Below are 12,470 nucleotides of genomic sequence, written 5' to 3' on the forward strand. Positions count from 1 at the left end.
GGAAAGATCGGCGCTAGGGTCTTGCTCGCCGCAGGCGACGCTCCCCAGCCGACACCACGGCAGTCGCCGTTCACCCTCCAGCCCATTGCGCGCGAACCCGGGCGCGCCTCCCGCGCACCGCGCGATATCGGGTGTCCTGTCTCCGACCGCCCCACGAGGACCTGATCGATGTCAGTGCACTTGCCCGCTCCCGATCAGGCAGCGCGCCTGCCGGTGGGCCGAGCCCTGTTCGTTCTGCCGGCCGCGATCGTCATCACCGGGGGCCTCTGGTGGTGGATGACGGCCGCGGTGCCCGCGGCGGACCGGACGTTCGTGGCCTGGTACGGCGGGGTGGCCGCCGCTGTGGTGTGTGCGGCCGTGACGATCGCCGCGTACTGCGCGCAGGCGGCGCGCCGCTTCCGTGACCGGATCACGGTCCTGGACGCGGGGGTCGCCCGGCTCGCCGACGACACGCTGCCCGCGGTGGTCCGGCGGGTGCGCGACGGCGCGTCGGCGGACACCGCGCTCGCCGCGGTGCCGGATTCCGTCGACGGTGCCCACCGGCGGCTGCTGGAGACGATCGCGCGGGAGATCAGCCGGGGAGAGCGCATGCGCGCGGCCACGACGGCGGCCTGCGCCAACGCCGCCGGCCGCGTTCAGGCCCTGGCCACCAGCATGCTGGCCGACCTGCGCGAGATGGAAGGCCGGTATGACGAAAACGTCCTCGGCGACCTGCTCGAACTGGACCACCGCACCGCGCAGGCGGGCCGCCTGGCGGACAGCATCGCGGTCCTGACCGGAGCGCGGTCCGGCCGGCGCTGGACCAAGCCGATCGTGATGGAAAGCATCCTGCGCGGGGCGATGGGACGCATCAGCGCCTACCAGCGGGTGCGGACGCACTCGACCAGCACCGTCGCGGTCGCCGGGTACGCCGCCGAAGGGGTCATGCACGCCCTGGCGGAACTGATGGACAACGCCACCAGCTTTTCCCCGCCGTCGGAGGACGTGCACGTGTACGTGGAGGAGGTGCACGCGGGTGTGGTGGTCACGATCGAGGACAGTGGCCTCGTCATGGGTCCCGCGGCGCTGGAGCGTGCCGTGCGTGCGGTTTCCGCCGAGCCGCTGGACCTCACCACGCTGTCCGGGACCCGGCTGGGCCTGGCGGTGGTCGGGTGCCTGGCGCGCAAGCACGGTCTGAGCGTGCACTTCAGGCCGTCCGCGCGGGGCGGCACCGGAGTGGTGGTCATGATCCCCCGGACCTTGATCACCCAGCCCGAACCGGTCGCTCCGCCGGTCACCCCGGCCCCGGCGGCGGTGCGCGCCGAGCCCGCCGAAGCGCCTCCCGCCGCACCTGTGTCCACTGTGGAGGGTGGGCTGTCCGGGCTGCCGCAGCGACGTCGCGGGCAGACGCTGGCGGCCGCGCCCAAGGCAGCGCCGCCGCCGGCGGCGAAGCCCGCACCGGCTCGGGCCGACGCCGGAGCGCGGTTCAGTGCTTTCCACGCGGCCGGCCGGGGAACCCGCCCTTCTGCTCCTTCGGAGGACAGCCGATGAACACCACGGACCACGATCTCGACTGGCTGCTGGAGAACCTCCTGGGCAAGACGCCGGGCACCCGGCACGCCCTGGTGCTGTCCAAGGACGGTCTCAAGCTCTGCCACACCCGCGGGCTCACGATCGACCAGGCCGACCAGCTGGCCGCCATCGCCTCGGGCATCCAAAGCCTGGCGTACGGCACGTCCATCGAGTTCGGCGACGGCACCGGCGGCGTGCGCCAGTCCATGACGGAGTTCCACGGCGGGATGCTGTTCATCGTGGAAGCCGGCGCCGGAGCCCACCTCGCCGTGATCGCCGCCGACGACGCGGACGTCGGCCTCATCGGCCACAACATGAACGAGCTCGTCGAGCAGCTGGGCGAGTACCTGACCGCGCCGGCCCGCCCCCAGCAGCACACCGCGGCCGGATGACATGACCCGGGAAGACCTGCACCGCGAAGACCCCGACCGGTTGTACACCGTCACCGGTGGGCGCAGCCGCGCGAACGAGAGCGCGCTCGACCTGGTGACGCTGATCGTGAGCGAAGGCGATCCGGTTCCGGGCATGCAGTCCGAGCACGTCAAGATCCTGCGCCTGTGCCGTCACCCGACGGCGATGGTGGAGGTCGCCTCGGAGCTGGGCCTTCCGGTGAGCGTCGTGAAGATCCTGTTGTGCGACCTGCTCGACACCGGCCGGATCACCGCCCGCCACCCGTCCTCGGCTCCCGTGGACACCGACCTGCCCGATCTCGAAACCCTGAAGCAGGTACTCGTTGGACTGCAGAAGCTCTGACCAGGACGTCCGTACTCCGCTGCCGAGCACCGCCAGGGACGGGCTGAAGATCGTGATCGTCGGCGGGTTCGGCGTCGGCAAGACGACCATGGTCCGTTCGGTCAGCGAGATCCGCCCGCTGAGCACCGAGGAAACCATGACGCAGGCGGGCGTCGGGATCGACGAGGGCGCCTCGCCCGGCAAGACCACCACCACGGTCGCGTTCGACTTCGGGCGGATCAGCCTGAACGAGCACATGGTGCTGTACCTGTTCGGCGCACCGGGCCAGGAGCGGTTCTGGTTCCTCTGGGACCGGCTGTTCGCCGGGACCCTGGGCGCCGTCGTGCTGGTGGACACCCAGCGGCTGGCCGACTCCTGGTACTCCATCGACCGCCTCGAACACCACGGGACGCCGTTCATCGTCGCGCGCAACAACTTCGGCGAGCCGCAGCACTCCCTGGACCAGGTGCGCCAGGCTCTCGACCTGTCCGCCGACGTCCCGCTGATCGACTGCGACGCCCGCCGGCGCGATTCCAGCAAGACCGTCCTGCTCTCCCTCGTCAACCACCTCTTCGCCCTGTCCTCCGCACGGGAGACCACGCCATGAGCACCCCTCAGCCCGCACTCGCCACGCCGTTGTCCGGGCCGCTGTTCCAGCAGACGTCCGCGGATCTCTACGCGGAGATGCGGCGCGCGCACGGGCCGGTGGCCCCGGTCCTGCTCGACGGGGATGTACCGGCGTGGCTGGTGCTGGGCTACCGCGAGGTGCAGCACGTCGTGAGCAATCCGGAGGTCTTCGGGCGGGACTCACGGCGGTGGAACGCCTGGGACCGGGTTCCGGCCGACTGGCCCTTGCTGCCGCTGCTGGCCTACCAGCCCACGATGATGTTCGCCGAGGGCGCCGAGCACCGGCGGCGGGCCGGGGCACTCGACGAGGCACTGGGCGCCGTCGACCAGTTCGACCTGGGCGCACGGGCCCAGCAGGTGGCCGACGAGCTCATCGACGCCTTCGCCGGATCCGGCGAAGCGGACCTGATCACCCAGTACGCCGACGGGATACCGCTGCCCGTCGTGGCCCAGATGATCGGCGTGCCGGACGCCGAGACCGCCGACTTGGTCCAGGACGTCTACCGGACGCACGCCGCCGGCGAGGGCGCGAACGACGCCTACGCGCGCGTCCGGGACAAGGTGCGGCGCATGGTCGAGGCCAAACGACGCGCCCCCGGGCCGGACGTCACGTCGCGGCTGCTGGCCCACCCGGCGGCGCTCGCCGACGAGGAGATCACCGAGGACCTGCTCCACCTGATGAACGCGGGCCAGCTGCCCACCGCCTACTGGATCGGCAACACCCTGCGGCTGATGCTCACCGACGACCGCTTCGCGATGACCCTGTCCGGCGGACGCCGGAGCGTCGGCCAGGCGCTGAACGAGGTGCTCTGGGAGGACACGCCGACCCAGAACTTCCCGGGCCGGTTCGCCGTCCACGACCTCCGGCTGGGCGGCCGGCAGATCCGCCAGGGCGACCTGCTGATCCTCGGGCTCGCCGCGGCCAACCAGGACCCGCTCGTCCGGCCGGTCCCGCAGGCCTCGACCGGCAACCAGGCGTACCTGTCGTTCAGCCACGGCGAACACCGGTGCCCGTACGCCGCCCAGGAGATCGCCAAGGTCATCGCCGAGGCGGCGATCGAAGTCCTGCTCGACCGGCTCCCGGACGTGGTCTTGGCGGTGCCGGCCGACGCGCTGGAGTGGCGGCCGTCGCCGCTGTTCCGCGGCTTGGCGGCGCTGCCGGTGAAGTTCTCCCTGGCCTGGTGACGCCGAGCGCCACAACGCGGATATCGAGCTCATCTGGCCCTTCACCACCACAATCCGCCCCGACTGGCCGGCTTTTGTACGAAAGCTGTACGCCGCCGCGGAAGGGTCCGCGGCATGGACATCGCACACCTCCCGCGGCGCAGCTTCCTCCGCGGTGCCGCCGGGCTCGCCGTCGCCGGTGCCGCCGGACTGGTCCTCCCGAAAGCCGCCCGGGCCGCCACCGCGCCGCCGCGGATCTACAGCTGTGCCGAGTGGGGTGCCCGGCCGCCCGCCGATGCGCTCACCACGCTCGACCACCCCGCGAACCGCATCCTCATCCACCACATCGCCAGCGCCAACAGCACCGACTACTCCCTGGCCCACGCCTTCCAGGTCGCGCGCGACGACCAGCACGACCACATCGACAACAACGGCTGGTCCGACACCGGCCAGCACTTCACCGTCAGCCGCGGCGGGTACCGCCTCGAAGGGCGCCACGGCAGCCTGGACGCGCTGCGCGGCCGCACCACGATGATCCAGGGCGCGCACTGCCCGGGGCAGAACACGAACACCATCGGCATCGAAAACGAAGGCCTCTACACCAGCGTCGAGCCGCCCGAGACGCAGTTCGCCTCGCTCGTCGTCTTCTGCGCCTACATCTGCCGCCAGTACGGCATCCCCGTCGAAGAGATCAAGGGCCACCGCGACTTCTACAACACCGAATGCCCGGGCGACCGCCTCTACGCGAAACTCCCGCAGCTGCGCAGCGAGGTCGCCAAGGCGCTCAAGTCAATGTAGGTACCGCATCACCGCGCACAGCTCGTCCGGCGGCAGGGCGCCGAACCGGTCGAGCTCGCCGCGGCGGACGTCCACCAGCGTCGTCGCCAGCTCCGGGCCGAACGCGGAAGTCAACGCCGGGTCCGCTTCGAACGCCGCCACCGCGTCGGCCAGCGAGGTCGGCAGCCGCTCGGCGGAGGGGAGCGTTCCGGGGTCGACGTCGACCGGCTCCGGCAAGCTCTCCCGGGCCTCGACCCCGGCCAGGCCCGCGAAGATCAGCGCTGCCACCACCAGGTACGGGTTCGCCGTCAGGTCGAAGCACTTGACCTCGAAGTTCGCCGCCCGCTCGCGCTGCCCGGCCGGGCCCTGGACCAGCCGCAGCGGCGCCTCGCGGTTTTCCAGGCCCCACACCCGGAACACCCCGGCCCAGTGGTGCGGCTCGAGCCGCAGGTAGCTGACCACCGAAGGCGCGCCGATCGCCAGCAGCGCCGGCAGCCGGGAAAGGATCCCGGCGCCGAACGCCTCCGCCGTCTCCGTGAGCCCGAACCGCCGGTCGCCGCCGGCGCACAGGTTGCGGTCGCCGTCCCACAGGCTCAGGTGGACGTGGCCGCCGTTGCCGACGCCGTCCGGGGCGAACTTCGGCGTGAACGACGCCCGCAACCCGTGGTGCTCGCTGACCGTCCGGATGGTCTCGCGCGTCAGCACCGCGACGTCCGCCGCGCGCACCGGGTCGCCGGCCGCCACCGACACCTCGAACTGCCCGGCCGCGTACTCCGGGTGGATCTGTTCCACCGCGACCCCCTGGGCGGCCAACGTGGACACCAGGGTGCGCAGGTAGCGCGCCTGCGAAGACAGCCGCGCGTAGCCGTAGGCCGGGCCCGCGGTGGCCGAGCGCGGGTCGTCCGGCGCGTCGGCCGCCGTGATGACCCACTCGATCTCGAACGCCGTCCGCGCGTTGTAGCCCAGCTCCGCGAGCCGGGCCGTCGCGGCCGCGGCCAGTGCCCGCGCGTCCTGCGGGTGCGGCTCGCCTTCCTGGTCGTACCGCCACGCCGGCGCCCACGCCCAGCCGGGCTGCGCGGCCAGCGGCACGAGCGCGTCGAGGTCCGGGTGCAGCCGCAGGTCACCGACCGGGCCATGCGAATGCGTACCGCTCACGATGTCGTCGTTGGCCAGGAAGAAGTCGAACGAGTTCGACGCGCCGACGCCCCACGCAGCCGCCGACCACAGCCGGTCCACCGGCACGGCTTTCACCCGCGCGATGCCGCTGTTGTCCACGAAGGTCAGCGCGACGAGCTCCACGCCGGCGGCACGCAGGCCGTCGGCCCGGAGTGCGCCTTGTTGTGCGAGTTCCGCCCGATCGAGCTGGCTCATCCTGCCCCCGTGCCTGTTCACTGGATCCGCTCACCTGAGAAAGAGGTGAAGATCTTGTCAGACACCGCCGAAACCCGTCCAGGGCTGCGCCGGTCCCTCTCCGTCTGGCAGGCCGTCGGCCTGTCCGTGGCGTTGATGGCCCCGAGCATGGCCGCCAACATCAACCCCCAGCAGACCGCCGCGGCCGCCGGCCGCGCCGTGCCGCTCGCCTTCCTGCTCTCGGCGGTCGGCGTCCTGCTGGTCGCGTACGGCTTCGTCAAGCTCTGCCAGTACTACCAGCACGCCGGTTCGGTGTACGCGTTCGTCGGCGCCACCCTCGGCCCGCGCGCGGGCGTCATCTCGGGCATCGGTCTGCTCGGGACGTACACGTTCTACGCCGTCGTGACGAGCTCGGCCGCGGGCACGCTGGGCACGGCTTTCCTGACGCAGGTGGGCATCTGGCCGGACCCGCCGTCCTGGGGCCCGTTCGTGCTGACGGCCGTCGCCCTGGCCGGTGCCTGGCTGCTGTCCGTGCTGCCCGCCCGCCGCGGCACGAGCACCCTGCTCGCCGTCGAAGGCGCGACGATCGCGGTGATCCTGCTGGTCACCGTCGTGATCGGAGTCCGGCTCGTCGCCGGGAACGCCCCGGGCGGCGCCCGGTTCACGATGGCCGTCTTCGTCCCGGAAACCGGGCTGTCCGGCGTGTTCCTCGGCGCGGTCTTCGGGTTCCTGTCCTTCGCCGGGTTCGAAGCCGCCGCGACGCTGGGGGAGGAAACCCACGACCCGAAGCGCAACATCCCGCGCGCGATCCTCGGCACGGCGATCTTCGGCGGCCTCTACTTCGTGGTGGTGACCGCGGTCGAGATGATGGCGTTCGGCAGCGACGCGGGCGCGTTCCACGACTCGCCGTCCCTGCTCGGCGACCTCGGCAGCCGGTACGCGGGCGCCTGGGTCGGCGACGTCATCAGCGTCGGCGCCGCGATCAGCGCGTTCGGCTGCTGCCTGGCCTGCGTCGTCGGGGGTTCGCGGCTGCTCTACGCCCTGGGCCGCGACGCGGTCGGCGGCCGGGGCATCGGCCGGACGTCTTCGCGCGGCACACCGGTGGCCGCGGTGAGCGCCGTGACCGCCGCGGCGGCGCTGATCATCCTGGTGTGCGCACTGTTCTTCGGCGCGACGGCGTCGGACACGTTCGCCTGGTCCGGTTCGATCGGGACGCTCATCCTGCTGGTGATCTACCTGCTCACGACGGTCGGGGCGATCCTGCTGCTGTTCGTGAAGCGGAGGATGCGCGTGCCGGGGTGGCACCTCGTCTTCCCGGTCGGCGCGCTCGCCGTGCTCGGGTACACCGTGTACGTCAACGTGGTGCCGTACCCGACCGAAGGCCCGGCGCGGTGGTTCCCGGTCGTCGCCGCGGCGGTGCTCGCGCTCGCGGTGATCTTGGTGCTGTCCGCGCCCGCTTACGCTCGTAGGGTGGGGGAAAGGCTGACGAGTGTGGACGGAGGCGCATGACCGGATTGGTCCCGTTCGTCGCGGACTTGCCGCTGGTGGACCACCACTGCCACGGCGTCGTCACCCGGGACGTCACCCGCGCGGGCTTCGAGGCGATGTTGACGGAGGCCGACGCGCCCTCGCCGCTCGGCACGAGCCTGTTCGACACGCTCATCGGGCTGGCTGTGCGCGAACGCTGCGCACCCGTGCTCGACCTGCCGAAGCACGCCCCGGCCGAGGACTACCTCGAGCGCCGCGCCGAACTCGGCGCGGCCGAGGTGGCCCGGCGGTTCCTGCGGGCGACCGGCACGACCGATTTCCTCGTGGACGGCGGGTTCCTGCCGGACTCGCTGACCACGACCGCGGAGCTCGCCGGGCTCGCGGGCACGCGCGCGCACGACGTCGTCCGGCTGGAACAGGTCGCGGAGGCGGTGATCGGCGGGACCACCGCGGCCGGGTTCGCCGCGGCCTTCGCCGACGAGCTGGAGAGGCGCGCCTCGACGGCGGTCGGGCTGAAGTCGATCGCGGCCTACCGCGTCGGCCTGGAACTGGCGGGGGAGCGGCCGACGCCGTCGGAGGTCGAAGCCGCCGCCGGGCGGTGGCTCGCCGCGGGCGGCACCCGGCTGGCCGACGAGGTGCTGCACCGCCACCTCGTGTTCACCGGCCTCGACCTGGGCCTGCCGGTGCAGTTCCACGTCGGCTACGGCGACGCCGACGTCGACCTGCACCGCGGCGACCCGCTGCTGCTCACCGGGCTGCTGCGGGCGACCCGCGGCAGCGGCGTGCCCATCCTGCTGCTGCACAACTACCCGTTCCACCGCCACGCCGCGTATCTGGCGCAGGTCTTCGAGCACGTGTTCGTCGACGCCGGGCTCATCACGCACAACGCGGGGTTCCGGGCGCCGGCCGTGCTGGCCGAGCTCCTGGAGCTCGCGCCGTTCGGGAAGGTGCTCTTCTCCACCGACGCCTTCGGCCTGGCCGAGCTGTACCACCTGGGCACGGCCCTGTTCCGGCAGGGTTTGTCGGACTTCGTCCGCGCGGCTCTGGCCGCCGACGCGATGTCCGAAAAGGACGCCGTCCGGCTGTGTGCTTTGGTGGGACACGAGAACGCGAAGAGGATCTACCGCTTGGAGCACGTGTGAGTGATCTGTGGACCCGGTGGACGCAGGCGATCGCCGGCGAACTGCCCGCCGCCGTCGAGCTCCGGCACGCCGTGCACGCCGACCCCCGGGGTTCCGGCGACGAGGAGGACACCGCTCGCCTGGTGGCCGCCGCGCTCGGCGTGGGCGACGGCACCCGCGTCGCCAAGACCGGCCGGGCCATCCCGGTGCCCGGCGGGGACGGCCCGGCCGTGGCGCTGCGGGCCGAGCTCGACGCCCTCCCGGTGCTGGAGGGCACCGGCGTGCCGTGGGCGTCCGGGAACGAGCTGATGCACGCCTGCGGCCACGACGTCCACCTCGCCGCGCTGGTCGCCGTCTGCCGGGCCGCGGAGCGCGTCGGCGTGCCGCGGCCGATCCTGGCGCTGCTGCAGCCGCGGGAGGAGACGTCCCCGCCCGGCGCGCTCGACGTCGTCGAGTCCGGGGTGCTGGCCGAGCACGGGGTCGACACGGTGATCGGCGCGCACGTCCAGCCCCGGATCGCGCACGGCGTCGTCTCGGCGGCGCCGGGACCGGTGAACGCCTCCACCGACGAGTTCGAGGTGACCATGCAGGGTCAGGGCGGCCACGCCGGCTACCCGCACCTGCTGCGCGACCCGATCCTGGCGCTGTCGCAGCTGGTCGTGAGCCTGCAGCAGCTCGCGTCGCGCCGGATCGACCCGGTGTTCGGCGCGGTCTGCTCGATCGGCCGGATCCAGGCCGGCACGGCAGCCAACGTCGTCCCGAACAGCGCGAGCGCGTTCGGCTCGCTGCGCGTGATGCGCACGAAGGACCGCGAGCGCGCCCTGGAAACGCTTGCGGACATCGTGCACGGCACCGCGCGGGCGCACGGCTGCACGGCCGAGCTGGAGATCAGCCCGTGCGAGCCGGTCCTGGACAACGACGCGGCGCTGGCGGCGGGCGCGCAGCAGTGGCTGCGGCACGCGGGCTTCGTCGTCGACGACCAGTTCCGCTCGTTCGGCGCCGACGACTTCGCCCACTACTGCGGCGGCGCGACCCGCGGGCTCATGCTGTTCGTCGGCCTCGGCGACACGGCGGGCGTGCCGAGCCTGCACGACGACCGGTTCCTGCCGCGTGACCAAGCCGTCACCCAGGTCGCGCACGCGCTGGTGGCGGGGTACCTGGCCGCCTTGGATGCTCCGGTGCCTTAGCAACCCGGCCAAAAAGTAGGGCCGCCCCCTCCGAACGGCACGTGACCATTGCCGATAAGCCAGCGGCCGTAACTGCGGCCGGGTTGGTGACGAAGGGCACGCTAGCGCTACGGTGGCCGCGTGATGAGCGCCTACCTCGCGACGATCCCCAGCCCCGACCGCGGTGTCTGGCACCTGGGACCGATCCCGCTCCGCGCGTACGCCCTGTGCATCATCGCCGGCATCATCGTGGCGATCTGGTGGGGCGAGCGGCGCTGGGTGGCCCGCGGCGGCACCAAGGGCACGGTGGTCGACATCGCGGTGTTCGCGGTGCCGTTCGGCCTGGTCGGCGGCCGGTTGTACCACGTGATCACCGACCCCGAGCTGTACTTCACCGAGGGCCGCAACCCGTGGAACGCGTTCGCGATCTGGGACGGCGGCCTCGGCATCTGGGGCGCGATCGCCCTCGGCGCGGTGGGCGCGCTCATCGCCTGCCGCCGCAAGGGCATCCCGCTGCCGGCGATGGCGGACGCGGTCGCCCCCGGCATCGTCGTCGCGCAGGCGATCGGCCGCATCGGCAACTACTTCAACCAGGAGCTCTACGGCGCGCACACGGACCTGCCGTGGGGGCTCGAGGTCTTCCAGCGCTTCAACCCGGAGGACCCGGAGAACCTGCTGAACGGCGTCGCGACGGGCCACATCCCGCTGCCGGAGAGCCCGGTCCACCCGACGTTCCTGTACGAGCTGCTCTGGAACCTGCTGGTCGCGCTGCTGGTGGTATGGGCGGACCGCAAGTTCAAGCTCGGCCACGGGCGGGCGTTCGCGCTGTACGTGGCGGGCTACACGGTCGGCCGCGGCTGGATCGAGATGATGCGGACGGACACGGCCAACCACATCCTCGGCCTGCGGGTGAACGTGTGGACGTCGATCCTGCTGTTCCTCGGGGCGGCGGCGTACTTCGTGGTCGCGGGCAAGCGGGGGCCGCGGGAGGCGCCGGAGACGCTGGTGAGCAAGGACGCCCCGGGCCCGGACGAGGTCCCGGTGGCCGCGGAGGAGCCCGAAGCTTCGGAGGCCGACTCCGACTCCGCCACCGCCGCCGAGCCCGAGCACGCGAAGGTCGCCGCCGAAGCCCCGGCCGAAAAGGCCCCGGCCGAGGAGGCACCGGCGGAAGAGCCGAAGAAGACCGACGAGAGCTGAGAGCCCTATGCCAAGCGGCCTGGTTGTGGGTCCAGGTCCGGCCCGGGGCAAGGACTGGAAGATGGGCCAGGACGAGGGCATCGAACCGGTCGTCCTTGTTGCCGGCGCTGCCGTAACGGGCCCGCAGCGAGGTGACCTGCCTGGCCGAGATGACCACAACCTCGAAACCGTCTCGCAGCAAGTGTTCGACGACAGGCCCGTCACCACGCTCGATCCCGACCCGGCGCACCCTGTGCCGGGACAACAGGGCGGTGATTCTGCTCAGCCCGGCCCGCGAGTGGGCGAGAGTGGCTTCCTCGATCCGGCGTCCGATGGCATCAACGCCGGCAAGCCTTGGCGCATAGCCCTATGGCCGATCTGCACGTCCCGGGCCACCGGGCCCGGCAACTTTCAGCCAGGTCACCCCACCGGGTGACTGGGGCAGCCCGGCAGTGACCCGGCAGGCCCGAGGTGCAGACAAGACGCATCCGCCTGTCCTCCGCCAACGTCCACCAGTGAGGGTCAGAGGTCGGGCAGGCCCAGCTCGAGGTTCGGCGCCTGCAACCCGCCGTCGACCTCGAGGATCTTGCCCGTGATGTACCCGCCGGCCCGCGACGCCAGGAACACCACCGTCGCCGCGATGTCCTCCGCTTCGCCGATCTTGTGCAGCGGTGTCGCCGACTCCATCTTCGACTTCAGTTCCGGGTTGCCCACCACGATCTCCAGCGCCGATGTCGCCACCGATCCCACCGAGATCGCGTTGACCCGGACGCGAGGCGCCAGGTCCGCCGCCGCCAGGCGCGTGTAGTGCGCCAGGGCCGCCTTCGCCGTCCCGTACGCCGCGAAGCCGCGGCCGCTGACCCGGCCCATCACCGACGAGATGTTGACCACCGAGCCGCCCGTCTTCACCAGCGACGGTGCCGCCGCGACCGTCAGCGCGTGGGCCGTGGCCACGTTGAAGCGGAACGCTTCCTCCATGAAGTCCACCGTCGACTCCAGCAACGGGCGCGGGTACGTGCCGCCGACGTTGTTGACCACCAGGTCGAGCCGGCCGAACTCCGACACCGCCGTCTCGGCCAGTGCCGCCGCGGCTTCGGGGGAGGAGAGGTCCACCGGCACCGGGAACGCCCGGCGGCCCGCGTCGGAAACGCGCGCAGCGACTTCCTTGAGCTGGGACTCGGTGCGGGACGCGATCACCACGTCGGCGCCCGCTTCGGCGAGGGCCAGAGCGGTGGCCGCGCCGATTCCGCGTCCGGCGCCGGTGACCACCGCGACCTGGTCGGTGAGCTTGAACCGATCGAGGATCATGCGGCGAAAT

Annotated in this window: 12 protein-coding genes and 1 pseudogene; 10 read left to right on the forward strand and 3 right to left on the reverse strand. The window is 72.2% G+C overall.

The window, feature by feature from the left end; genetic code table 11:
* The first annotated feature begins 168 nt into the window (after positions 1 to 168).
* The 6 genes from QRY02_RS00790 (at position 169) to QRY02_RS00815 (ending at position 4,872) form a co-directional block, all read left to right on the forward strand.
* The gene (locus tag QRY02_RS00790) at positions 169 to 1,530 is read left to right on the forward strand and encodes a sensor histidine kinase (RefSeq protein ID WP_285989559.1); all 1,362 of its coding nucleotides are present in this window, start codon (positions 169 to 171) and stop codon (positions 1,528 to 1,530) included.
* Positions 1,527 to 1,943, forward strand: coding sequence for a roadblock/LC7 domain-containing protein (locus tag QRY02_RS00795; RefSeq protein WP_285989560.1), 417 nt, complete (start codon positions 1,527 to 1,529; stop codon positions 1,941 to 1,943). The genes QRY02_RS00790 and QRY02_RS00795 overlap by 4 nt, the downstream gene beginning before the upstream one ends.
* Before the next feature lies 1 nt (position 1,944).
* Entirely contained in the window at positions 1,945 to 2,304 is a 360-nt protein-coding gene (locus tag QRY02_RS00800) for a DUF742 domain-containing protein (protein ID WP_285989561.1), read from the forward strand.
* Positions 2,305 to 2,356: 52 nt separating this feature from the next.
* Positions 2,357 to 2,890, forward strand: coding sequence for a GTP-binding protein (locus QRY02_RS00805; RefSeq protein WP_285993731.1), 534 nt, complete (start codon positions 2,357 to 2,359; stop codon positions 2,888 to 2,890).
* Positions 2,887 to 4,095: a cytochrome P450 gene (locus tag QRY02_RS00810; protein ID WP_285989562.1), complete on the forward strand. Its 1,209-nt coding sequence runs from the start codon at positions 2,887 to 2,889 to the stop codon at positions 4,093 to 4,095. Before QRY02_RS00805 ends, QRY02_RS00810 begins: the two co-directional genes overlap by 4 nt.
* A 114-nt stretch (positions 4,096 to 4,209) precedes the next feature.
* Entirely contained in the window at positions 4,210 to 4,872 is a 663-nt protein-coding gene (locus QRY02_RS00815; protein ID WP_285989563.1) for a peptidoglycan recognition protein family protein, read from the forward strand.
* Here the strand turns inward: QRY02_RS00815 and QRY02_RS00820 are convergent.
* The gene (locus tag QRY02_RS00820; protein ID WP_285989564.1) at positions 4,864 to 6,222 is read right to left on the reverse strand and encodes a glutamine synthetase family protein; all 1,359 of its coding nucleotides are present in this window, start codon (positions 6,220 to 6,222) and stop codon (positions 4,864 to 4,866) included. The two genes, QRY02_RS00815 and QRY02_RS00820, sit on opposite strands and share 9 nt — an antisense overlap.
* Positions 6,223 to 6,267: 45 nt before the next feature.
* On the opposite strand from QRY02_RS00820, the gene QRY02_RS00825 reads away from it, so the two are divergent.
* The 4 genes from QRY02_RS00825 (at position 6,268) to lgt (ending at position 11,173) form a co-directional block, all read left to right on the forward strand.
* Positions 6,268 to 7,710 carry an APC family permease gene (locus tag QRY02_RS00825; protein ID WP_285989565.1) on the forward strand — a complete coding sequence of 481 codons (1,443 nt, stop codon included), beginning with the start codon at positions 6,268 to 6,270 and terminating at the stop codon, positions 7,708 to 7,710.
* On the forward strand, positions 7,707 to 8,831 hold the full coding sequence (locus QRY02_RS00830) for an amidohydrolase family protein (RefSeq protein ID WP_285989566.1): 1,125 nt from the start codon (positions 7,707 to 7,709) through the stop codon (positions 8,829 to 8,831). The genes QRY02_RS00825 and QRY02_RS00830 overlap by 4 nt, the downstream gene beginning before the upstream one ends.
* Positions 8,828 to 9,997, forward strand: a complete 1,170-nt coding sequence (locus tag QRY02_RS00835; protein WP_285989567.1) for a M20 metallopeptidase family protein — start codon at positions 8,828 to 8,830, stop codon at positions 9,995 to 9,997. The genes QRY02_RS00830 and QRY02_RS00835 overlap by 4 nt, the downstream gene beginning before the upstream one ends.
* A 123-nt stretch (positions 9,998 to 10,120) precedes the next feature.
* Positions 10,121 to 11,173, forward strand: coding sequence for a prolipoprotein diacylglyceryl transferase (gene lgt, locus QRY02_RS00840; RefSeq protein ID WP_285989568.1), 1,053 nt, complete (start codon positions 10,121 to 10,123; stop codon positions 11,171 to 11,173).
* Between the two features lie 115 nt (positions 11,174 to 11,288).
* Here lgt and QRY02_RS48535 read toward each other — a convergent pair.
* Positions 11,289 to 11,486: pseudogene (locus QRY02_RS48535) on the reverse strand (IS110 family transposase); the annotation flags it as partial.
* 188 nt (positions 11,487 to 11,674) lie between these two features.
* The gene (locus tag QRY02_RS00850) at positions 11,675 to 12,460 is read right to left on the reverse strand and encodes an SDR family oxidoreductase (protein ID WP_285989570.1); all 786 of its coding nucleotides are present in this window, start codon (positions 12,458 to 12,460) and stop codon (positions 11,675 to 11,677) included.
* Positions 12,461 to 12,470 lie beyond the last annotated feature (10 nt).

Origin of the sequence: Amycolatopsis sp. DG1A-15b (assembly GCF_030285645.1) — a bacterium.
Classification (GTDB): Bacteria; Actinomycetota; Actinomycetes; order Mycobacteriales; family Pseudonocardiaceae; genus Amycolatopsis.

Excerpts from the sequence above, each read along its gene's own strand:
- QRY02_RS00790 (WP_285989559.1), top strand. The coding sequence starts at position 169 with ATGTCAGTGCACTTGCCCGCTCCCGATCAGGCAGCGCGCCTGCCGGTG.
- QRY02_RS00795 (WP_285989560.1), top strand. The coding sequence starts at position 1,527 with ATGAACACCACGGACCACGATCTCGACTGGCTGCTGGAGAACCTCCTG.
- QRY02_RS00800 (WP_285989561.1), top strand. The coding sequence starts at position 1,945 with ATGACCCGGGAAGACCTGCACCGCGAAGACCCCGACCGGTTGTACACC.
- QRY02_RS00810 (WP_285989562.1), top strand. The coding sequence starts at position 2,887 with ATGAGCACCCCTCAGCCCGCACTCGCCACGCCGTTGTCCGGGCCGCTG.
- QRY02_RS00815 (WP_285989563.1), top strand. The coding sequence starts at position 4,210 with ATGGACATCGCACACCTCCCGCGGCGCAGCTTCCTCCGCGGTGCCGCC.
- QRY02_RS00820 (WP_285989564.1), bottom strand. The coding sequence starts at position 6,222 with ATGAGCCAGCTCGATCGGGCGGAACTCGCACAACAAGGCGCACTCCGG.
- QRY02_RS00830 (WP_285989566.1), top strand. The coding sequence starts at position 7,707 with ATGACCGGATTGGTCCCGTTCGTCGCGGACTTGCCGCTGGTGGACCAC.
- lgt (WP_285989568.1), top strand. The coding sequence starts at position 10,121 with ATGAGCGCCTACCTCGCGACGATCCCCAGCCCCGACCGCGGTGTCTGG.
- QRY02_RS00850 (WP_285989570.1), bottom strand. The coding sequence starts at position 12,460 with ATGATCCTCGATCGGTTCAAGCTCACCGACCAGGTCGCGGTGGTCACC.